Below are 21,465 nucleotides of genomic sequence, written 5' to 3' on the forward strand. Positions count from 1 at the left end.
GCAAGGCAGGACAGGTGACAAGTCCGTTTGAAAATGGGCAAGCCGCCTACGTGGCATTTCGGTCGCACAAAATGGGGGGCGATGGAGCGCACGCAAAGGGAGAATGATCCTCCGCCGGGCTCGGTTTTCCAGGGGTCGTCTCCCAAGCTGTGGCTCGACGCCGCCGCGTCGGCCTCGACCGGTGTCGCGATCTCGGCGCTGACCTTTGCCGGCATCTCCGGATCAGGTCAGGGACACGTGTTCGGCGGGCTGGTCTGGTTACTGGCGTTACTCGCACTGCACGCCCGACTGCTTGTGAAGGCGCTCAAGAAGCAAACGGTGGAATGGTGGGCGATCGCCCTGGAGGCGCTGCTGGCGTTTCTGCCGTTACTGGTTCTCGGGCCGGGCTGGGCGCCCGCCTGCGGGCTGCCGGTCGGCACCTTGCTGCTGGCCGCCTACCGGAGACGCCTGCCGGCGCTCGCGCTGGCCGGGCTCACCAGCGGTCCCCTCCTGCTCGTCCTGTCGGCGGTGGCGGCGTCCGGTGACCCGCCGCCGGACTGGACCGCGAGCTGGGCCGTGGGCCGGTCCCTGGCCTGGGCGGTGGCGGGGCCGGCGCTCGGCCTGGCGGAGTGCGCCTGGGTCCTCCTCGCGGGGCGGCTCGCGACCGGGCGGACCGAGCTGGTCCGCAACGCGCTGTCCCAGGAGCGCCGCAGGTTCAGCCGTGACCTGCACGACCTGGTCGGGCACCGGCTGACCGTGCTGGTCCTGAAGGCCGAGCTCATCCAGCGGTTGCTGGACTCCGGCGACCGCAAGCTGCACGACGAGGTGCAGGAGGTCCTGCAGTTGCTGCGGGGGATGACCGGTGACGTCCGCTCCGTGGCGCACGGGTCGCCGTGCTCCTCGCTGGCGGCGGAGCTGGACTCGGCGCGTGCGGTGCTGGAGTCGATCGAGGTGCGGTGCCAGGTCGAGGTGTCGTGCCGGACCCTCGCCGCCGAGGCGACGGAGGTGCTCGCCCACGTCCTGCGCGAGGGCGTGACCAACATCCTGCGGCACGCCAGGGCCAGGGAGTGCGTCATCCACCTGGTCGAACAGGACGGAGTCGTCGAGCTCTCGATGACGAACGACGGGGTGGTGGCCGCGCGCGAGGGGGCGCGCGACGGGCAGGGCCTGCGGAATCTGCGGGACCGCATGGCCGAACTCGGCGGCCACCTGACGGCCGGCGATCTCCCCGAAGGGCGATTCCGACTTATCGCACATTTCATGCACAAATCTAAGATTTCATCGTAAATAAGTCAATTTGCACAAATACCTTAAACTATTATGTGAAATCCATGTTAGGCATGTGCGATATGTGTGTTCAGGTAATGTAATGTGTAACTAGACGGAAAAGCTCCCGATCGACATTCTCTAAGAGGGTTTCGAGCGGGAGGGCGTGGGATGGACCAATACGAGCTGTACTGCCTGGCCGATCCTTTCTTCTATGACACGCTTGAGCACAGCGAGGTAGAGGGCGCCGATTTTTCCATAGCCGGCGAGCCGCTCCCCGAAGGTTGGGCACATCACCCATCCGACACCTGGCTCTATTATGCGCCGGGCGGCGAGGCGCCCCTTCCCGCGCAGGGCTGGAAAATCCACGTGTCGGCCCGGATGGAGGATGCCGAACGGGCGCTGGCGATCGTGTGGGACTACTGCGTGACCCGTGGGATCGCGTTCAAGTTCCTGCGCGGCGCCCCCATCGTGATCATGCTGAACTCCAAGGCCGCCTCCCGGGCGTCGAGCGGCAAGCTGGTCACGATCTACCCGCGAGACGTCGACCAGCTCGAACTCATCCTGAAGGACCTCCACGAGCTGCTGCGCGGCATCACCGGCCCCTACATCCTCAGCGATCTTCGCTACGCGGAAGGCCCCCTCTACGTGAGGTACGGCGGTTTCGCCGAGCGCCACTGCGTGACCGAGGCCGGGGAACGCGTGCTGGCGGTCGAGGACGGCGCCGGGCGGCTGGTCCCCGACGTGCGCCACGCGATCTTCTCGATCCCGCCGTGGACGGCGCTGCCCGGGTTCCTCCAGCCCCATCTCGACAGCCGCAACACCGTGACGACGCACGACATGCCGTACACCGTGGAGAGCGTGCTGCAGTTCTCCAACGGCGGAGGGGTCTATCTCGCCAGGGACGGGCGCACCGGCGAGCAGGTGGTGCTGAAGGAGGGGAGACCGCACGCGGGGCTCGACGCGGCCGGCCGGGACGCGGTGACGCGCCTGGCGCACGAGCGGGACATCCTCGAACGCCTCGCCGGGCTGGACGGCGTGCCGGCCCTGCACGACTACTTCACCCTCGGCGAGCACCACTTCCTCGTCCAGGAGTTCATCGACGGCACCTCGCTGCAGAGCCGCCTGGTGCACCGGTTCCCGCTGACCAGGGCGACCTGCACACCGGAGGTGCTCGCGGAGTACACGCGGTGGGCGATGGACACGGTCGACGACGTGGAGCGGGTCGTGGCGTCCCTGCACGGGCGGGGAGTGGTCTTCGGCGACCTGCACCCCGACAACGTGCTCCTCATGGAGAGCGGCCGGGTGGTCATGATCGACTACGAGGTGGCCACCCTCGCGGACGAAGGCGGCCGCGCGGCGCTCGCGCATCCGGCGTTCAACGCCCCCCGGGACCGGCAAGGGGTCGACGTCGACACCTACTCGCTGGCCTGTCTGCGGCTCGGGTTGTTCGCCCCGCAGTGCACGATCATGCTGCCGCTGCACCGGGCGAAGGCACGGCACCTCGGCCGGCTCGTCACCGAGATCTTCCCGGTGCCGCCGCCGGCGATCGAGGCGGCGGTCGCCACGATCATGGGCGACGGCGACCATCCCGAGACGCCGGACCCGCCGATGCCCGGCACGGACTCCTGGCCGGACGTGCGCGACGCGATGTGCCGCGCCATCCGGAGCGCCGCGACGCCCGACCGCGAGGACCGGCTCTTCCCGGGCGACATCGCGCAGTTCGAGCCCGGCCACGGACTGAACTTCGCGCACGGCGCCGCCGGGGTCCTCTACGCGCTGACGTCGGTCGGCGCCGGACGTCTCCCCGAGTACGAGGAGTGGCTGTGCGCCCGCTCGGCGACGCCCGTGCCGGGCTCGGGGCTCGGCTTCTACGACGGGCTGCACGGCATCGCCCACGTCCTCGACCTGCTCGGTCGCCGGCAGGAGGCGCTCGACGTCGTCGAGATCTGCATGCGCGAGAAGGTGGAAGGGCTCCAGCCCGCGCTGTTCTCCGGCCTGTCCGGCATCGGCCTGAACCTCCTGCACCTGGGCGAGACCACCGGTGAGCACGAGCTGACGCGCACCGCGCACCGCGTCGTGGACATCTGCGCCGACCGGCTCGGCGGTCCCGAGGACGTGCCGGAACTCAGCGGCGGCACCCGTCCGCGCGCCGGCCTCATGTACGGCTCGGCGGGTCCCGCCCTGCTGTTCCTGCACGCCTACGAGCAGACGGGCGACGCCGCCCTGCTCGACCTCGCCGAGGTGGCGCTGCGTCAGGACCTCCGCCGGTGCCGCCTGGCCGACGACGGCTCGCGCCAGGTGGACCAGGGCTGGCGGCTGCTGCCCTACCTCGACGAGGGTTCCGTCGGCATCGGCGTGGTCCTCGCCCGCTACCTGGCCCACCGCGAGGACGAGTCCTTCGCGGTCGCGCTGGCGGAGCTGCGGAAGGTGGCGCGGTCGCGTTACTTCGTGCAGTCGGGACTGTTCACCGGCCGGGCCGGCATCATCGCCGCGCTGGGCACGGGACTGCGCCCGCCCGGTCAGGGTCCCGACGACCTCATCGACGACCTCATCGACGACCAGGTCCACGGCCTGCGGTGGCACGCGCTGCCGTACGGCGGGGGCCTGGCCTTCCCCGGAGACCAGATGCTCCGGCTCTCCATGGATTTCTCGACTGGAACGGCAGGTGTCCTGTTCGCGCTCGGCGTGGTTCTGTCCGAGCGGCCGGTGAGCCTGCCCTTCCTCGGGCCCGCGATCCCGCGGTCCCGTCACGACGAGCACAGGAAGGGGGTGTAAACGACATGGTCCTTCTCGACCTCCAGGGTCTCGAGGCTCCTTCGAGCAGTGACGTCGCCAGCGGCGGCAGCACGCTCACGGTCCTCGGTTGCAACTCGCACAAGCCGAGCAACCTCAGTGTGCTGCTCTGCCACTAGTCACACTTTCCCCGGGCGTCCCACGGGCCGCCCGGGGCCCACAAGGGGGTAAACGACATGGTCCTTCTCGACCTCCAGGGTCTCGAGGCTCCTTCGAGCAGTGACGTCGCCAGCGGCGGCAGCACGCTCACGGTCCTCGGTTGCAACTCGCACAAGCCGAGCAACCTCAGTGTGCTGCTCTGCCACTAGTAACACCTTCCCCGGGCGGCCCACGGGCCGCCCGGGGCCCTGTCTTAGAAGGAGGGTCCCGTGCGCGCGGCAGACCGCCTGGTGATCGAGGCCGTACGGCGAGGCGGGCCCTGGCCGTCCGTGCTCGCGGTGGCGGCGGGGGCCGGCACCGCGGGCGAACTGGCCCTTCCCATCACGGCCGGCATGGCCATCGACGCGATGGTCACCGGCGCGCCGGACCGGACCGCCTGGCTGATCGCCTGCGCCGCGATCGTCGTCGGCGTCATGGTGTGCGAGACCGTCGCGGTCTGGGCGAGAGGCGTGAGCGGCGCGCAGGCCTCGGCCCGGATGCGCCGCCGGATCCTGCGCCACGTCCTCGGCGTCGGCCCCTCGATCAAGGGCCGGTTCGCCGAGGGAGACCTCGTCACCCGCGCGGGAATGAACGCCGAGGAGGTCGGCAGGGCCCCTGAGGCGCTGATCAGCGGGCTGACCCTGCTGGTCCCGACCGTCGGCGGCCTGGTGGCCCTGACCCTCATCGACCCCGTCCTGACTCTGACCCTCGCCGTCGGCATCGCGGTCATCCTGCTGATCCTGCGGGCCTTCCTGCGGGCGAGCACCACGGTCGCGGGCGACTACCAGAACGTGCAGGGGGAGATCGCCGGACGCCTGCTCGACGCGCTGGAGGGCGCGCGCACGATCGCCGCGACGGGCACCGCGGAGCAGGAGGCGCGGCGGGTACTCCGCCCGCTGCCCCGCCTGCGCGCCCACGGCCTGGAGTTGTGGCGGGTCACCGCGACCGCCGGGGTACGGGCCGGGATCATGGTGCCGGTGCTGGAGGTGGCCGTGATCGCGGTGGGCGGCCTGCGTCTGGCCGCGGGCGAGCTCACCGTCGGGCAGCTGTACGCGGCGGCGCGCTACGCCGTGCTGGGGGCGGCGCTGAGCACGGCGCTCGGCTACGTCGGACGGCTGGCCCGGGCCCGCTCCGCCGCCGCACGGGTCGCCGATCTGCTCGCCGTACCCGCCACCGGCTACGGGACGCGGGTGCTCCCGCCGGGTTCGGGCCGGGTGGAGTTCGAGGAGGTGGCCGTGCCCGGCCTGGAGGTGCGCGGGCTGGTCCTCGCCGGCGGGTCGGCCACCGCGGTGGTCGGGCGGTCGGGAGCGGGCAAGTCGTTGCTCGCCGCCGTCGCCGGGCGGCTGGTGGACCCGGCGCGCGGCACCGTCCGGCTGGACGGGGTGCCGCTGCCCGAACTCGCCCAGGGGGAACTGCGGCGGGCGGTGGGGTTCGCCTTCGAACGGCCGGTCCTGGTGGGCGACACGGTCGGCGAGGCGATCGGGATGGGCGCGGCCGATCCCGGGAGCGTGCACGCCGCGGCGACGGCCGCCTGCGCCGACGGGTTCATCAGAAGACTTCCCGACGGGTACGACACCCCGCCGGACGACGCCCCCATGTCGGTCGGCGAACGCCAGCGGATCGGGCTGGCCCGCGCGTTCGCCCAGGCGGAACGGCTGCTCGTACTCGACGACGCCACCTCCAGCCTGGACACGGTGACCGAACGGCAGGTGGCCCGGACGCTCACCGGAGCGTCCGACGGCCGTACCCGGCTGATCGTGGCGCACCGGCCCGCCACCGCGGCCCGCGCCGACCAGGTGGTCTGGCTGGACGCGGGCCGGGTACGCGCCCAGGGCCCGCACCGCGTGCTGTGGGAGGACCCCGACTACCGCGCGGTCTTCCAGGCGGCGGCACCATGAGCCGCGACCCGGGGCCGGGCGCACCCCACCACGAACTCGACGAGGACGGCCCGCGGGCAGACCGGCCCGGGACCGAAGACGGCGACCCGCGGGTGAGTCAGCCTGGGATCGAAGCGGACGGCCCGCGCGCCCGCCGGCGGGGGACGGACGCGGGCGGTGACTGGCCGGTGATCGGGCCTGGCGCGCTGCTCTACGGGACCCTGCGGCGCAGGCCCGCGCGGCTGCTGCGGATCGCGGGCTGGTCGGTGGTGGAGGCGGCGCCGGCGTTCGTCATCGGGCTCGCCGTCGCACGCGCCATCGAGGACGGGTTCGCGGCGGGCCGCCCGGCGACCGGGCTGGCCTGGCTGGCGCTGCTGGGCGGCACCTGGCTGGTGGCCGCGGTCGGCGCCCGCCAGGTGATCCTCGCGGTCGCCGCCGTGGCCGAGCCCTTCCGCGACGAACTGCTCGGCCACGTCGTAGCGGGAGCCATGCGGCGGGCCACGGCCTCGTTCCGGTCCGCTGGGCCGGGCAGCGCGGCCGTGGCCCGTGCGAACCTTCAGGTCGAACTGGCCAGGGACTCGTTCGCCGCGGTCGTCACCGTGGTGCGGAGCTTCCTGTTCACCCTGGTGGGCGTCGTGCTCGGCATGCTGACCCTCGTTCCCGAAGCCCTGGTGCTCGCCCTGCCGCCGTTCGCGGTGGGGCTGGCGCTCTTCCTGCTGTCGCTGCCCGCCCTGGCCCGGAGGCAGCGGGAGTTCCTGCTGGCCGACGAGCGGACCGCGGAGGCGCTGAGCTCGATGGCCGGCGGCCTGCGCGACATCGCCGCCTGCGGCGCGGAGGACACCGTCGGGAACGGGACGGAGCGGGCGGTGGCGGCGCAGGCCGCCGCGGCCAGACGGCTGGCGCGGGTCACCGCCGTGCGTACGGCGGCGCTCGCCGTGGGCGCGGGACTGCCCGTCCTGCTGGTCCTGGCCGGCACGCCGTGGCTGCTGAGCACAGGCGCGGGCGCGGGCACCGTCGTGGGCGTGCTCGCCTACGTCACGCAGTCGCTCGGGCCGGCGCTCGGCGGCCTCGTGGAGGGTCTCGGGGTCAGCGGCGTCGCACTGGTGACCTCTCTCGGCCGGATACTCAGGTCGCTCCCGCCGGCCGTACCCGTGATCGCGCGGGCGGTGCCGCAGGGCGACGACCTGAGCCTGCGCGCCGTCACCTTCGCGTACGGCCCGCACGCCGAACCTGTCGTGGACCGGCTCGACCTCGTCGTCCCCGCCGGGGACCATCTCGCGATCGTGGGCCCGAGCGGCGCCGGCAAGTCCACGCTGGCGGCGCTCATCACGGGGGTGCTCCCGCCGGACGCCGGAGAGATCCGGCTCGGCGGCGTCCTGGCGGGCGAGGTGGTCCCGGCCGCGCGGGTGCTGATCCCGCAGGAGGCGTACGTCTTCCGGGGCACGCTGGCGGAGAACTTCGGATTCCTGGCCGACGTCCCGCAGGCGGACATGGCGGCGGCCGTGCGGGCGCTGGGCGCCGGCGAGCTGGTCACCCGTTGCGGCGGCTACCAGGCCGAGATCGACCCGGCGGCGCTCTCGGCCGGTCAGCGGCAGCTGGTCGCCCTGGTCCGCGCCTACCTCGCGCCCGCCCGCATGGTCGTGCTCGACGAGGCTACCTGCCATCTCGATCCCGCCGCCGAGGAACGCGTGGAGCGGGCGTTCGCGTCGCGCGGCGGCACCCTGATCGTGGTCGCCCACCGCCTCAGCTCGGCGGTGCGCGCCCGGCACGTCCTGCTCGTGGACGGCACGCGGGTGCTGAAGGGCACCCACGACGAGCTCGTCCGCGCCGTCCCCCTGTACGCCGACCTCGTCGGCCACTGGCAACCGGAGCCCGTTTCATGAGATATCCAGAGTCGAAGCGATCGCCGATCACCGAGGAGATCCACGGCCACCAGGTGAGCGACCCCTACCGGTGGCTGGAGGACCCGTCGGCGTCCCGGGAGTGGCTGGCGGCCCAGGACGAACTGTGGCACGCGCAGGCCGGCGGGCTGTCCTCGCGTGAACGTTTCAGGGCGCGGCTCACCGAGCTCGGCGCCATCGGGACGGTCACCCCCCCGGTGTGGTCCGGCGAGCGCTGTTTCGTCCTGCGGCGCGCGCCCGGCGAGGAACACCCGGTGTTGTACTGCGACGACGAGGTCCTGCTCGACCCCATGCGGATCGACCCCGGCGGCCTGACGACGCTGGACGACTGGCAGCCCGACCCCACCGGCGAACTGATCGCCTACCAGCTCTCCAGGGGCGGGGACGAGAAGGCGAGCCTGTACGTCATGGACGTCCGCACCGGGAAGATCGTCGACGGCCCGATCGGCGGCTGCCGCTATTCCCCCGTGGCCTGGCCGGCGGCGGACGCCTTCTACTACGTACGGTTCCAGCAGGGGATCTTCCTGCACAGGCTCGGCACGCCGCCGGAGACCGACGTGACCGTCTTCACCGCCGGGCAGGGCCTCTCCTACGGGCTGGCGATCAGCGCCGACCGCCGCTGGCTCACGATCTCGGCGGCGCAGGGGGCCTCGGCGCCCAACGACCTGTGGCTGGCCGACCTCTCGACCGGCGGGTGCCCGCCGGAGATGCGGGTGATCCAGCGGGGAGTGGCGGCGCGCACCGCGGCGGCGGTCGGCCGCGACGGCCGCCTGTACGTGCTGACCGACCGGGACGCGCCCCGGCGGCGGCTCTGCGTGGCGGACCCGGCCAGCCCGCAGGAGTGGGCGGAACTGATCCCGGAGGACCCGGAGGCGGTGCTCGGCGCCTTCACGATCGTCGACGGGCCGGATGGGGAACGACCCCGGCTGCTGGCCGTCCGGATCCGGCACGCCGTGGGGGAGATCGGCGTCCACGACCCGCTCACCGGTGCGGCGCTGGGCCAGGTCGAACTGCCGGGCAGCGGGACGGTCGGCGGGCTCACCGGCCGCCCGGACGGCGGGCCCGAGGCGTGGTTCACCTACACCGACGCGGTCACCCCCGCCGGCGTGTGGCGCTACGACGCCCGGGACGGCACGGCGACGCTCTGGGCCGCGCCGCCGGGCGACGTGCCCGTCCTCGATGTGGAGAGCCGCCAGGTCACCTACTCCTCCGCCGACGGCACCCAGGTACGGATGATCGTCGTGGCGGTGCCGTCACGGAACGGCCCCCGTCCCACGATCCTGACCGGCTACGGCGGCTTCGGGATCCCGCTCCTGCCGGGCTATGCCGCCGACTCGCTGGCCTGGGTCGAGGCGGGGGGCGTGCTCGCCGTCGCGCAGCTGCGGGGCGGCGGCGAGGAGGGGGAGAGCTGGCACCGCGACGGCATGCGGGAGTGCAAGCAGAACGTCTTCGACGACTTCGCCGCCGCCGCCGAGCGGCTCGTCGCCGATCGCTGGACCACGCCGGACCGCCTCGGCATCTGGGGCGAGTCCAACGGCGGCCTGCTCGTCGGGGCGGCGTTGACCCAGCGGCCCGAGCTGTTCGGCGCGGCCGTCTGCGCGGCCCCGCTGCTGGACATGGCCCGCTACGAGCGCTCAGGGCTCGGCCCGTCCTGGCGCGGCGAGTACGGCTCGGCGGCCGACCCGGAGGAGTTCGCCTGGCTGCTCTCCTATTCCCCCTACCACCGGGTCCAGCCGGGCGTGGACTACCCGGCGACCCTGTTCACCGTGTCCGGCGAGGACTCGCGGGTGGATCCCATGCACGCGCGGAAGATGTGCGCGGCTCTCCAGCAGGCCACGGCGGGGGAGCGGCCGATCCTGCTGCGGAACGAGCCCGACACCGGCCACGGCGCACGGGCGGTCAGCCGGTCGATCGCGCTGGCCGCCGACGCCCTGGCCTTCCTGGCGGCGCGCACCGGCCTCTCAGATCCAGCCTGACTTGCGGGCGATCCGGATGGCGTCGATGTTGCTGCGGGCCCCCAGCTTGTTCCGCACGCTGCTCAGGTAATTTCGGACCGTTCCTTCGGTGAGGAACAGCACGGAGGCGATCTCCGAGATCGACGCGCCCTCGGCCGCGGCGTCGACCACGTCGAGCTCGCGAGGGGTCAGCGACGACTCCGGCGTGCCCATCGCGGCGATCGCGATCTCGGAGTCGATGACCCGCTCCCCGCGGGCGACCTTCCGGATGGCGTCGGCGAGCTGCTTCGGCGGGGCGTCCTTGGCCAGGAACCCGCGGGCCTGCGCCTCCAGCGCGCGGCGCAGCGTCCCGGGCGTGCCGACGCCGGTGAGGATCAGCACCCGGCAGCCGGGCAGCTCCTCGTAGAGTTCGCGTGCCGCGGTGAGGCCGTCCATGCCCGGCATCGCGATGTCTATCACCGCCACATCGGGCTTGCTGGCGGTCGCCGCCGCTAAGATGTGATCCCCCCTGTTCACCTCCGCGACCACTTCGATGTCGTCCTCGTAGGCAAGTAAGGCGATGATCGCCCCGCGTACCAGATCCATGTCCTCGGCGAGCAGGGTCCGGATCACATTGCTCCTCGCGGTCAGATAGTGACTTAGCGCCTTTATCCTGACTGATCCCCATGCCTATGAACAGGGCCAATGAACAGCGGTATGCGAGGGTCACGAAGAGGAGGATCATCACTCGGAGAGCCGGACCGGTCGCTCGCAGGCGCGGCTCCCCGAGCGGAGATCACGGACAGCTGGTGCCGTCGGCGGGCACCTTGCCCTTCAGCAGATAGGCGTCGACCGCCTTGTGAATGCAGGCGTCCCCGGTGTCGTAGGAGCCGTGGCCCTGTCCCTTGAGCGTCAGGAGCACACCGCTGCCCAGCTCCTTGGCGAGCGCGGGCGCCCAGGCGTACGGCGTGGCGGGGTCCCCGGTGTTGCCGATGACGACGATCGGGGCCGAGCCGGGCGCGCTGACCTCCTTGGCCGCGTCGTCGCCCTTGACCGGCCAGCCGGAGCACTGGAGCATGTTCCAGGCCAGCGAGGGGCCGAAGACCGGCGACGCCTTCGTGAACTTGGCCAGCGCCGCGTCGACGTCGCTCATGGTGTAGCGCTTGGTGGTGTCGTCGCACTTGATGGCGGTGTTGGCGGCGTTGATGTTGGTGTAGTGGCCGTCCTCGTCGCGGCCGTTCTGCGCGTCGGCCAGGCTCAGCAGGATGGTGCCGTCGCCCTGGTCGGCCATGGTGAGGCCCTGGGTGAGCGCCGGCCAGAGCTGCTTGGAGTAGAGCGCGGTGGCGACGCCCGTGACGCCGAGGCTCTGGCTGAGCTTGCGCCCGAGCTCGGTCGCCAGCGGGGCCTCGTCGAGGCGGTTCAGGAGCTTGCCGACGTTGGCGGTGATGGCCTTGGCGTCGGGGGCGTCCTTGCTGGGCGGGCACGCCTGCGCGCCCTGCGCCACGCAGTTCTTGGAGTACTGGTTCAGGGCCTTCTCGAACGCGGCGGCCTGCTGGAGGTTGAGCTCCTCGTTGCTGATCTTGGTGTCGACGGCTCCGTCGAGCACCGCGCGGCCGACGTTCTGCGGGAACTGGTGGGCGTAGTTGCCGCCCAGCCAGGTCCCGTAGGAGATGCCGAAGTAGTTCAGCTTCTCGTCACCGAGCGCGATGCGCAGCCGGTCCAGGTCCTTCGCCGCGCTGAGGGTCCCGACGTGCGGCAGGATATTTCCTGATTTCGCCTGGCAGGCCGCCATGTAGGCCTTCTGCTCCTGGTCGAAGGCGGCCAGTTCCTCGGCGTTGTCGGGCGAGGACTCCGTCTGCTGGGCGGCGTCCATCTGCCGGTCGTCGAGGCAGGTGACGGGCGCGCTGCGGCCGACTCCGCGCGGGTCGAAGCTGACCAGGTCGTAGCGGGTGTTGAGGTTCTTGTACTGCGGCGCGGCCTGGGCGAGCGCGTTGACCCCGGAACCGCCCGGGCCGCCGAAGTTGAACACCAGGGAGCCGATCCGCTCGCCCGGCCCGGTCGCCTTCTTCCGGATCATCGCGATGCCGATCGTCTCGCCGCCGGGCGCGGCGTAGTCGAGGGGCACCGTGAGCCGGGCGCATTGGAACGTGCCTCCCGGCGTCCCGGGCAGGTCGTCGCAGGCGGTCCACTCCAGGCCCTGGACGGGGCCGTCGGTGCCCGCCGCCGGAGTCCCCTGCCCGTCGCACGCCGCTCCGGCCAGCCCGAGCGCGGCCGCCAGGCCGGTCGCGACTATCGGCTTTCCCCATTCCATGACGCCCCCACTGTCGATGATCGGGGGGGACGCAACTCTACAAGCCCGCAGGCCCCTCTGCCTGCGAAGACACGACCGGCGACCGACGACACGCCGGACGGTCCGCCAGAAATCCGGGCTTTCCGCCGGCGGGCCTCAGCATCCTTGAGAAGGCAGGGACCTCGTGACACTGTGAACGGACATTCATCCCGCGAGGTGCGTCATGGGGTCAGCCAAGAAGGCCATCGCCCGAGTCGTCTACGGGTCGCGCTTCGACCATGTCCCCTGGGGGCAGCGCGTCTACGTCAGGCCCGGCGAGAGGTTCGCCAGGGAGCTGCAGTGGCGCATGCAGGTGCGCAAGGCCCCGGTGATCTCGTTGGAGGAGTTCCGCTCGAAGGTGGAGCTCGGTGCGATCGAGGAGTTCATCGCCTGCCACCTGTGCGGCGAGACGCGGCAGCAGCCGCTCTTCGAACCGGCGGAGAAGAAGACCGACGGCAGGAGCCCGTGGTCCTACCGGGTGGTGCGCTGCCCGTCGTGCGGGTTCCTCTACCGCAACCCCAACGTGCTGCCCGAACGGCTCGGCGACCTCTACGCCAAGAACTACAGCGGCTTCCTGACCGGCGACTACGCCGAGCACAGGCAGCGGCGTTACCGGCTGACCATGGACGCCTTCGATCCCGTCTTCACCGAGGGCAACGAACGGCGGCTGCTCGACTTCGGCTGCGGGGCCGGGCTGTTCCTCGAACTGGCCGAGCAACGCGGGTTCGACGCGTGCGGGGTGGACCTCTCGCCCGACTCGGTCGAGCAGGCCAACCAACGGCTGGCCTCGGCCACCGCCTACTTCGGCGCGCCTGAGAACGTCCCGGAGATCGTCGTCGGCGGTTTCGACGTGATCACCCTGTGGTCCGTGCTGGCCCACCTGCCCCGGCCGCTCGACGACTTCACCCGCTTCCGCGGGCTGCTCGGCCCCGGCGGGGTGCTGCTGATCCTCACGGTCAACGCGCGGTCGCTGCTGCTCAAGGCGCAGGGCTCCAAGTGGAGCGGCTTCACCAAGAACCACCTGATGTTCTACTCCTCCGACACCCTCCCCGCACTGCTCCGCCGTACCGGCTTCGCGGGGGTGGCCTTCGCGTCCTGCTACGGGGACACCATCGAGGACGGTACGGCGGAGCTGCGCGACTCGCAGCGCCGGCGGCTGTGCCGGGCGGTCGACGGGAGCGACGGGGGCAACATGCTGCGGGCGCTCGCCTTCGTCGATGAGGAGGCCATCTTCCGCTGGGGCGTCGGCCGGAAGGTCCTCCGTCTCGTTTGAAACGTTCCCGTCTCGCGGTACCACACATACGGGGCATAACGTGCTGTCTGCTTATGCTCGCATGCGGAATCTCGCCGAATCGCTGGCCTGCTATCTTTCGCCCGTTCTATGGTGATCTTTGGGTGGAGTGAGATGAACGGTTGGCTGTTGGAGTGGGCGGATTGGCAGCGGATCACGCCGGAGGTCGTGCGCGAGCGGCTCGCCTCCGGTGCCGATCCGGATGAGCGGCTGCACGCGGTCGGTAACACGCCGCTGTTCGAGGTGCTCAACCAGCCGGCCGCGGCGGAGATGATCGACCTGCTCCTCGCGTACGGGGCCCGTGTCGAGACGATGAACCTGATCGGCCAGACGCCGTTGTGGGAGGCCGTGCGGGTGGGCCGCCGCGACGCGGTGGCCGCCCTGCTGCGCGGCGGGGCGGAGGCGTGGCGCCCGTTGTTCGGCCAGTGGTCGGCCGGGCTGCTCGGATTGTGCGGCCCGCTCGCCGACCTGTTCGAGACGCTGCCCGGCGCGCTGCGGCTCGGCCCCAACCTGCGCGAACTGCAGGAGTACGCGGACGTGCTGATCGACTCCTACGGCGGCTGGAAGTTCGGCGGGCAGAGCACCTACGCCTTCGTCTCCGGCGTCGAGGAGAAGGAGGTCATCGCGCGGCTCGGCGGCGACCCCGAGACGTGCCCGCCCACGCTGCCGCGCGACCAGCCGGTCGGCCATGACGGTCTGGAGGCGATCCACGTGGCCACCTCGCCGTGGGGCGGGGTCGCCATGCACCAGTACGACGGTGTGGCCCTGGTGAACGAAGGGGTGTGCAGGCACGTGACGAGCCCCGCGGGCCTGATGGCGGCGGTGTTCGACAACCCGACGGGCGGCGTGTACGTGCACGTGTGGCAGGACGGCCGCAGAGTCAGGCAGATCGCGCCCGGTCAGGAGCCGGGGGCCGACGGCCGGATCGAGGAGTGGCTCTGTCACTTCGGCGACCTGAGCGGCTACTACGACCACATGGAGCGCGCCCTCGCCTACATGTCGATGGTCACCGGGGTCGCGGTCGAGGAACGCTGGACCCGCGAGGCCCCGCACCGCCGCGTCCACGTCAGGACCTGACCTCCCGGCGCGGCGCGGTCGAGGCGCTCGGCGGAGGTGTAGAGGCCGATGAGGAACTGCTGCGGGGTGAGATAGGGCCACAGCCGGTTCAGCGCGGTGCATGTCGCTCCCTGATCCGCCGCACGGCGTCGCAAGCCGGCAGGCGCGCTGAGGAGGACCACGCGCCGGTCGCGGTCGGTCCCCGGCCGGTTCAGGACGTGGCGGTCGCCGGCCCGGCTCGCGCCGGCGGGGCCGGTTCAGGGCATGGTGGCCGCCCGTGCGGCGCCCGCCAGGATCGAGCCGTACTGGATGGCGACCAGATCGCCGATCGGGATCGTCTCCTCCGGCATGCCGGACTCCGCCTCGGCGCACCACTCGTCGTAGGTCCGGGCCAGCGAGAGCGCGTGCCGTCTGATCGTCGGAGTGCCGTTGCCGATCGCCAGCTCCCCCTCCAGGGCGCGCAGCAGCATCCCGCCGAACCTGAGCCTGAAACTGTGCACCATCGCCTGGCCCGACTGGCGCTCGGCGACGGTGCCCGGACGTTCGGCGGCGGGCTCGGCGGCCCGTAGCTCGCAGGTCTCCGCCGTGGTGCCGATCACCGGCACGAAGAAGTCGCTGGCCCGCACGAACGGGGAACGGCTCACCAGGTCCGGCCGCGCGCCGTGGAGCGCCTCGACGAGCGCGGCGGAGGTCGCCCTGAGCCCGGCGGCCTGGTCGAGCAGCAGATCCCGGTAGGAGGCGGACAACTCGGTGCGGTCGGCCGCGCCGGGATCGATCCAGTAGGGCAGCTCGGCCGTCAGCGAGAACGTGCCGTATCTCGCCGCGTGGGAGTCGCTGGCCCCGCCGCCGATCATCACCGCCGGGTCCTGGCCCATCTTCTCCATGTAGTCGTACGCCTCCCGCATGTCGGGAGTCTGGTAGACCGCCTCCTCCAGCCGCCGGACCGACGGGTGCTCGGGCTCGCCCGCGTGCAGCGGCACGCCGTACCGGCCGGCGAGTTCGCGGAGCAGGCCGGGCAGGACGGGCTCGGGGCGGCTCAGGTAGAAGAACGCCCCGCCCATCTCCGCGTTGTGCAGCGTGGTCATGAAGGTGGGGCGGGTCTCGTCGATCAGCCGCATCAGCGCCAGCGTCTCCGGCAGCACCTGATCGAAATAGGCGCGCTTGTAGGAGAACGGGAAGGTCCACTCGACCTGCTCGTCACCGGCGGGGCGGTAGAAGTGCCTGCCGTAGTGCGTCTTGGTGAACGGCCCGGCGAACCAGCCCTCGTTGAGCCGGGTGCCGTCGGGGTCGAGGCACGCCACGATGTGCCAGGTGTAGCCCGTGGCGCGGCGCAGCTCCCCGTCGGCGCAGAGCCGGGACGCGAGGTGGACGACGGTCAGGCCGCCGATCGGCTCGTTGGGATGCGGCATCGCGCCCACCAGGGCGTGCGCCGGCCCGTCGCCGACGGTCAGGCACAGGATGGGCTCGCCCAGGCGGGAGGTGCCGATCCGGCGCCACGTGGCCACCTGCTGGTGGTCGGCCGCGAGGCGGGCGAGGGCGGCGGTGATCTCGTCGACGGTAAGGAACCTGTCGAAACCGGGCACGGTGTCTAGTTCGCTGGTCAACCACGGATCGAGCACTTCGGTCCTCTCTGTCGGCACCTCGCCAGTGTGCAGACGTCTCGTGAGCGACGGCATCGTCGCCGCTCCACAAATGAATTCTCGCGCATTGTCGCGATCGTCCGGCGTGGTACCAGCGATGAGTCGCAATGTGTGCGCGTCCGGTGACGGGACCCGCCGCGCCGGCCGATGATCCGGCGGCGGGCGATCTCGGGTCGCGACGATGCGCCCGGCCGGGTCGACGGCTTAGCGTCGGTCACATGGTGGCCAATCTCCCAGGAGGCCGGAAGTGACCGGAACGCATCGTCCGCTGCTGCTGCGCAACGTCCGGGTGGCGCCCGGCGGCCCGATCATCGACCTGCGGGTCGCCGACGGCCGGGTGGCGGGAGCCGTGGGCCCGCTGCCGGGCGAGGAGGTCTTCGACGCGCAGGGCGGCACCGTGCTGCCCGGCCTGTGGGACTCCCACGTCCACTCGGTGCAGTGGGCGGTCACCCGCCGCCGCCTCGACCTCGGCGGCGCCGGCTCCGCCCGCGAGGCGGTCGCCAGGGTGGCCGCCGCGCCGCCGCCCGCCCCCGGCGAGATCCTGGTCGGGTACGGCTACCGCGACGGCCTGTGGCCCGACCGGCCGGACAAGTCGATGCTCCAGGCCGCCCTGCCCGGCCTGCCCGTCATGCTGGTCAGCAACGACCTGCACACCGCCTGGTGCAGCCCGGCCGCGCTCGCCCTCGTCGGGTACGGCGAGCACCCGACGGGGGTGCTGGTGGAGCAGGAGTGCTACCGGGCGGTGGCCGCGCTGCCGCCGCCGCCCGCCGATCGGCTCGACCGCTGGGTGGCGGAGGCCACCACGGCGGCGGCGGCCCACGGCGTGGTGGGCATCCTGGACTTCGAGTTCGCCGACAACGTGACCGACTGGGGCAGACGGGTCCGCGACCACCGCGTCGACGTGCGGGTGGCCTGCTCGGTGCCGCGCGACCGGCTCGACGAGGCGATCGAGCGCGGACTGCGCACCGGCGAGCGGGTGCCGGGCTCGTACGGCCTGCTGGAGGTCGGCCCGGTGAAGATCTTCGCCGACGGCTCGCTCAACACCCGCACGGCGTACTGCGTCGACCCCTACCCGGGCATGCCGCCGGGAGCGGCGGCCCACGGGCTGCTGGAGACGCCGCCCGACCGGCTGGCCGAGGTGATGGCACACGCGGCGCGGCACGGGTTGCATCCGGCCGTGCACGCGATCGGCGACCACGCCGCCACGATCGTCCTGGACGCCTTCGAGAAGCTCGGCTGCCCGGGGCGGATCGAGCACGCCCAGCTCCTGCGGGCCGAGGACTTCGCCAGGTTCACGCTCCCCGGCCTCATCGCGGGCGTCCAGCCCGCGCACGCCCCCGACGACAGGGACGTGGCCGACCTGCACTGGCGGGGGCGGACCGGCAGGGCCTTCGCCTACGCGGGACTGCTCGCGGCCGGGGCCACGCTCGAAATCGGCTCCGACGCCCCCGTGGCCCCGCTCAATCCGTGGGACGGCATCGCCTCGGCCGTCACCCGGACCGACGACGACCGGCCGCCGTGGCACCCCGAGCAGGCGATCCCGGTGGCCGCCGCGCTGGCGGCGGCGAGCCGGGGCCGGCGCTCCGTCCGGGCGGGCGACCCCGCCGATCTGGTGATCGTTCCGTGGAATCCCGCCGACGTGCCCCCCGAGCGGCTGCGCAGGACCCAGGTGCTCGGCACCCTCCTCGGCGGCAGGTGGACCTACCGGGCCGACGGGATTCCGGCGGCGGATCAGGAGGCGGGCGCGGAGACGCGGAATTGACGCTCGGGCGTCGCCGGTCCGGGGCGAGGTGTGGAATCCCGCAGGGCGGACAGTAGGGGTGAGACATCCGCACCCTGACGAGGACGTGATCATGGGACAGGAAGTGGACCGGGAACAGTTCTCCGAGCAGGAGTTCGCGGTGTTCGGCGAACGGCTGGAGGACTCGCTGACCGCCCTGCGCGAGCTCCTGTCACGGCCGGGGTTCGGCGTCGGCCCCGCTTCGGTCGGCGCGGAGCTCGAACTCTTCCTGGTGACCCCGGAGGGTCGTCCGCTGCCGCGCAACGAAGAGGTGCGCGACGCCGCGGACGACGACCGGGTGGTGCTGGAGCTGGGCAGGTTCAACCTGGAGGTGAACCTGTCGCCCGTCCCGCTGGCCGGACGCCCGTTCGACGCGCTCGGCGAGGAGCTGCGCGACACCATGCGGATGGTCGACCGGGCGGCGGCCACCCAGGGCGGGGGAGTGGTGCCGATCGGGATCCTGCCGACGTTGACGGAGGCCGACTTCACCCGTGACTCGATGACCGACGAGGCGCGCTACCGGGCGCTGAGCCATGGCCTCCGGCGATTGCGCGTCGAGCCGTTCCGGGTGCTCATCCACGGCACCGAACGCCTGGAGCTGGAGGCCGAGGACATCATCCTGGAGAGCGCCAACACCTCGTGGCAGGTCCACCTGCGCACCGCTCCGGCGGACTTCGACCGGGTCTACAACGCCGCGCAGCTCGCCGTCGGGCCCGCGCTCGCCGTCTCCGGCAACTCGCCCTTCTTCATCGGCCGCGAGCTGTGGGAGGAGACCCGCATCGCGCTGTTCGAGGAGTCGGCGGACGACCGTGACATCGAGCGGCGCTGGCGCAGGGACGGCCGGGTGGCGTTCGGCTCGGACTGGGTGAGCGGTGGCGCGGGCGAACTGTTCACTCAGTGCGTCCGCGACTACGAACCCCTGCTGCCGGTCCTCCACGAGGAGGATCCGATCGCCGTGGTGAAGGACGGCGGCGTGCCCGGCCTGGCCGAGCTGCGGTTGCACCAGGGCACCGTGTGGCAGTGGAACCGCCCGGTCTACGACCCCGCGGACGGCGGGCACCTCCGCGTCGAGCTGCGTGCGCTCCCCGCCGGGCCCACCGGCACCGACATGCTGGCCAACTCGGCGTTCATGCTCGGCCTGGTGCTGGCCATGTCGGCCGAGCCGGAGTGGACGCGGGACTTCCCCTTCGGGGCGGCCTACCGCAACTTCTACCGGGCCGCCACCACCGGGCTGGACGCGCCGATGTCGTGGCCGGGACGCGACGGGGAGACACCCGCCGGAGAGCTCGCGCTGAGCCTGCTCCCGGTCGCCGCCGCCGGGCTGGAGCTCGGCGGGGTGGACGCCGGGCACGCGGCGGAGTTCCTCCAGGTGATCAGCGAGCGGATCAGGCTGCGCCGTACGGGGGCCGGGTGGCAGCGGCGGGCCATCTCGGCGATCGGGGACGATCCGGCTGCGCGTGCGCGGATGGTGGCCCGCTACCGCGAACTATCTATTTCCGGACTCCCAGTGCATACGTGGCCGGATATGTTGCCCTGAGTACATACAACCGCATGCGCCCCAGGTCCCGATTCCGTCAAGCTGATGGCGAGAAGAGGGAGGCAAGGGCATGGCGACGGGGATGAATGCGGCGGACGCCGCGCCGTTCACGCTGCGGCGGGCCGGCGGCGAGCTGGCGGCCGGGGCGGCGGCGCTGGAGCGCGACCTGGACAAGGCGGACCTCAAGGCGGTGCTCGCCAAGGGCAACCGGACCTTGGCGCGGAAGAAGACGACCGGCGCGTTCGGCGGTATGCGGCCGAAGCCGGTTGACTGGTACTGCTTCGAGAACGGGGACGACACCACCGCCGACTGGTACCCGCAAGGCGTTACCAGTTCCTCCGACGCGGGCTACGCCACCCCGGCGTTCGCGGTGAGCTGGTACTGGCGGCCGGCGGGCGGCGAGCGCGGCGCCCGGGTGAGCTTCCTGAACCCCGAGTCGCTGTGCTACCAGCACGCGCTGCTCGTCACGGCCCGCGCCGACGGCTCCTTCGGCCCGGTGAACATCCACGCCGGCGGCATCGCCTGGTACGGCGACTTGCTCTACGTCGCGGACACCACCCGTGGCCTGCGCGTCTTCGACATGCGGCTGATCCTGGACATGAAGACGGGCCGTGACGACCTGGGCGACGCCGACCGGATCGGCCGGCACGACGGCGCCGCGCACGCCTTCGGCTACCGCTACATCATGCCGCAGGTCGACACCTGGCGGGTGACGGCCGGCGCGGCCCGCTTCTCCTACGCCTCCGTGGACCGCGGCGCGGACGGGGACATGCTCGTCAGCGGCGAGTACGTCGACCAGGCAGGCAAGATCGGCAGGGTGGCCCGCTGGCCCCTGGCCGGCGACGGCACCCTGGTGAACGCCGATGGCACCGCCACCGCGGCGGACGCCTTCCAGGTGCACCACCAGAAGATCCAGGGCGCCCTCTGCCACGAGGACCGCTGGTACTTCAGCCAGTCCGCCGGCGCCGACGCCCACGGCCGCCTGATCGTCACCAGACCGGGCGAGAAACCGGCGATCCGCGACTTTCCCATCGGTCCGGAGGACCTGACCTGCTGGCGTGAGAAGGGCACGCTGTGGAGCGTCACCGAGTTCCGGGGCCGGCGCTCCCTCTTCGGCGTCCCCCTCTGACGCTTTCTCCGCCCCCGTCAGACGTCGTCCAGTGACCCGCCGAACTGCATCGCGGTGAGCTGGATGACCGCAGAGTGCGCGCCGAGGCACTCCGAGTGCCCCGCGCCGATCGCCTCCGCCGCCGTCGCGACCTTCGCGAGATCGCCCTCGGGCCCGATCACGTAGGGCGCGACGGCGAGCTTGGTGGCGCCGATCCTGCGCAGCCGCTCGGCCGCGTCGCCGATGCTGGGCGCCGCGTCGATGGAGGCCGCCACCACGGGTATGGCGAGACGGGCCGCGAGCAGTACGGCGGTGGTCTCGGCCGCCCTGGCCGCCTCCTCGCCGCCGGCGGTGGCGACGATCACGCCGTCGATCGGGGCGGCGATGTTGAACAGCCGCATCCGGTCGGCGCGGGCCAGCCCCTTGTCGGCCAGCCGTACGTGCAGGGCCTCGGCGAGCATCGGGTGCGGTCCGAGCGGATCGGTGACCGTCACCGTGATGCCACTCTGCGCGACCGCCTCGCGCACCGTGTGGTAGGCGCGGGAGTACGGGCCCGTGACGAGCGGGATCACGATGGCGGCGAGCGCGCCTTCCGGCCGCTCACCGCCCAGTTCGGCGAACTGCTTGGCTACCGCCTCTGCGCCGTCGCCGAGATAGACGAGGCGGACGTCGACATGCGGATTCTCCACCGACAGGACGTTGGCCACCTCTGCCGAGATCTCGTCGCCACCGCCGGGCACGGCCAGCACGAGGGCGGGCGCGCCCGGCGGAAGCTGCGTCGGCACCGGACGGCGATGCCGCCCGCTGACCGTTCGCGCCGACCGTTCGCGTAT

16 protein-coding genes are annotated in these 21,465 nt (G+C 72.1%); 12 read left to right on the forward strand and 4 right to left on the reverse strand.

What is annotated here, in order from left to right; translation table 11 throughout:
* Nucleotides 1-81: 81 nt before the first annotated feature.
* The 7 genes from MBA17_RS13335 (at nt 82) to MBA17_RS13365 (ending at nt 9,933) form a co-directional block, all read left to right on the forward strand.
* Nucleotides 82-1,266, forward strand: coding sequence for a sensor histidine kinase (locus MBA17_RS13335; RefSeq protein WP_238496721.1), 1,185 nt, complete (start codon nt 82-84; stop codon nt 1,264-1,266).
* A gap of 150 nt (nt 1,267-1,416) precedes the next feature.
* Nucleotides 1,417-4,023, forward strand: coding sequence for a class III lanthionine synthetase LanKC (gene lanKC / locus MBA17_RS13340; RefSeq protein WP_238496722.1), 2,607 nt, complete (start codon nt 1,417-1,419; stop codon nt 4,021-4,023).
* Between the two features lie 5 nt (nt 4,024-4,028).
* Nucleotides 4,029-4,160 (forward strand): SapB/AmfS family lanthipeptide, encoded by a 132-nt coding sequence (locus tag MBA17_RS13345; RefSeq protein ID WP_238496723.1) that lies wholly within the window; start codon nt 4,029-4,031, stop codon nt 4,158-4,160.
* A 57-nt stretch (nt 4,161-4,217) separates the two neighbouring features.
* A complete protein-coding gene (locus tag MBA17_RS13350; protein WP_238496723.1) occupies nt 4,218-4,349 on the forward strand; it encodes a SapB/AmfS family lanthipeptide in 132 nt (43 codons plus the stop codon).
* A gap of 60 nt (nt 4,350-4,409) precedes the next feature.
* A complete protein-coding gene (locus MBA17_RS13355) occupies nt 4,410-6,077 on the forward strand; it encodes an ABC transporter ATP-binding protein (protein ID WP_238496724.1) in 1,668 nt (555 codons plus the stop codon).
* Nucleotides 6,074-7,939, forward strand: coding sequence for an ATP-binding cassette domain-containing protein (locus MBA17_RS13360; protein WP_238496725.1), 1,866 nt, complete (start codon nt 6,074-6,076; stop codon nt 7,937-7,939). The genes MBA17_RS13355 and MBA17_RS13360 overlap by 4 nt, the downstream gene beginning before the upstream one ends.
* Nucleotides 7,936-9,933, forward strand: a complete 1,998-nt coding sequence (locus MBA17_RS13365) for a prolyl oligopeptidase family serine peptidase (protein ID WP_238496726.1) — start codon at nt 7,936-7,938, stop codon at nt 9,931-9,933. The genes MBA17_RS13360 and MBA17_RS13365 overlap by 4 nt, the downstream gene beginning before the upstream one ends.
* Here MBA17_RS13365 and MBA17_RS13370 read toward each other — a convergent pair.
* Both MBA17_RS13370 and MBA17_RS13375 read right to left on the reverse strand, forming a co-directional pair.
* On the reverse strand, nt 9,919-10,524 hold the full coding sequence (locus MBA17_RS13370; RefSeq protein WP_238496727.1) for a response regulator: 606 nt from the start codon (nt 10,522-10,524) through the stop codon (nt 9,919-9,921). The genes MBA17_RS13365 and MBA17_RS13370 overlap by 15 nt on opposite strands.
* Before the next feature lie 163 nt (nt 10,525-10,687).
* Nucleotides 10,688-12,202: an alpha/beta hydrolase gene (locus MBA17_RS13375; protein ID WP_238496728.1), complete on the reverse strand. Its 1,515-nt coding sequence runs from the start codon at nt 12,200-12,202 to the stop codon at nt 10,688-10,690.
* A 202-nt stretch (nt 12,203-12,404) separates the two neighbouring features.
* Here MBA17_RS13375 and MBA17_RS13380 point away from each other — a divergent pair, with 202 nt between their 5' ends.
* Nucleotides 12,405-13,493: a class I SAM-dependent methyltransferase gene (locus tag MBA17_RS13380; protein ID WP_238496729.1), complete on the forward strand. Its 1,089-nt coding sequence runs from the start codon at nt 12,405-12,407 to the stop codon at nt 13,491-13,493.
* Nucleotides 13,494-13,625: 132 nt separating this feature from the next.
* The gene (locus MBA17_RS13385; protein ID WP_238496730.1) at nt 13,626-14,588 is read left to right on the forward strand and encodes an ankyrin repeat domain-containing protein; all 963 of its coding nucleotides are present in this window, start codon (nt 13,626-13,628) and stop codon (nt 14,586-14,588) included.
* A 236-nt stretch (nt 14,589-14,824) separates the two neighbouring features.
* On the opposite strand, the gene MBA17_RS13390 is transcribed toward MBA17_RS13385, so the two are convergent.
* Nucleotides 14,825-16,207, reverse strand: a complete 1,383-nt coding sequence (locus MBA17_RS13390; RefSeq protein ID WP_238496731.1) for a M14 family zinc carboxypeptidase — start codon at nt 16,205-16,207, stop codon at nt 14,825-14,827.
* A 247-nt stretch (nt 16,208-16,454) separates the two neighbouring features.
* Here MBA17_RS13390 and MBA17_RS13395 point away from each other — a divergent pair, with 247 nt between their 5' ends.
* The 3 genes from MBA17_RS13395 to MBA17_RS13405 all read left to right on the forward strand — a co-directional run bounded on the left by MBA17_RS13395 (nt 16,455) and on the right by MBA17_RS13405 (nt 20,653).
* On the forward strand, nt 16,455-17,969 hold the full coding sequence (locus MBA17_RS13395; protein ID WP_238496732.1) for an amidohydrolase: 1,515 nt from the start codon (nt 16,455-16,457) through the stop codon (nt 17,967-17,969).
* A gap of 91 nt (nt 17,970-18,060) precedes the next feature.
* The gene (locus tag MBA17_RS13400) at nt 18,061-19,524 is read left to right on the forward strand and encodes a glutamate-cysteine ligase family protein (RefSeq protein WP_238496733.1); all 1,464 of its coding nucleotides are present in this window, start codon (nt 18,061-18,063) and stop codon (nt 19,522-19,524) included.
* Nucleotides 19,525-19,594: 70 nt separating this feature from the next.
* A complete protein-coding gene (locus tag MBA17_RS13405) occupies nt 19,595-20,653 on the forward strand; it encodes a hypothetical protein (protein ID WP_238496734.1) in 1,059 nt (352 codons plus the stop codon).
* Nucleotides 20,654-20,670: 17 nt separating this feature from the next.
* On the opposite strand, the gene MBA17_RS13410 is transcribed toward MBA17_RS13405, so the two are convergent.
* Nucleotides 20,671-21,417, reverse strand: a complete 747-nt coding sequence (locus MBA17_RS13410; protein ID WP_238496735.1) for a sirohydrochlorin chelatase — start codon at nt 21,415-21,417, stop codon at nt 20,671-20,673.
* Nucleotides 21,418-21,465: the final 48 nt, after the last annotated feature.

This window comes from Dolomitihabitans soli, assembly GCF_022213955.1.
Taxonomy (GTDB): Bacteria; Actinomycetota; Actinomycetes; order Streptosporangiales; family Streptosporangiaceae; genus Streptosporangium_A; species Streptosporangium_A soli.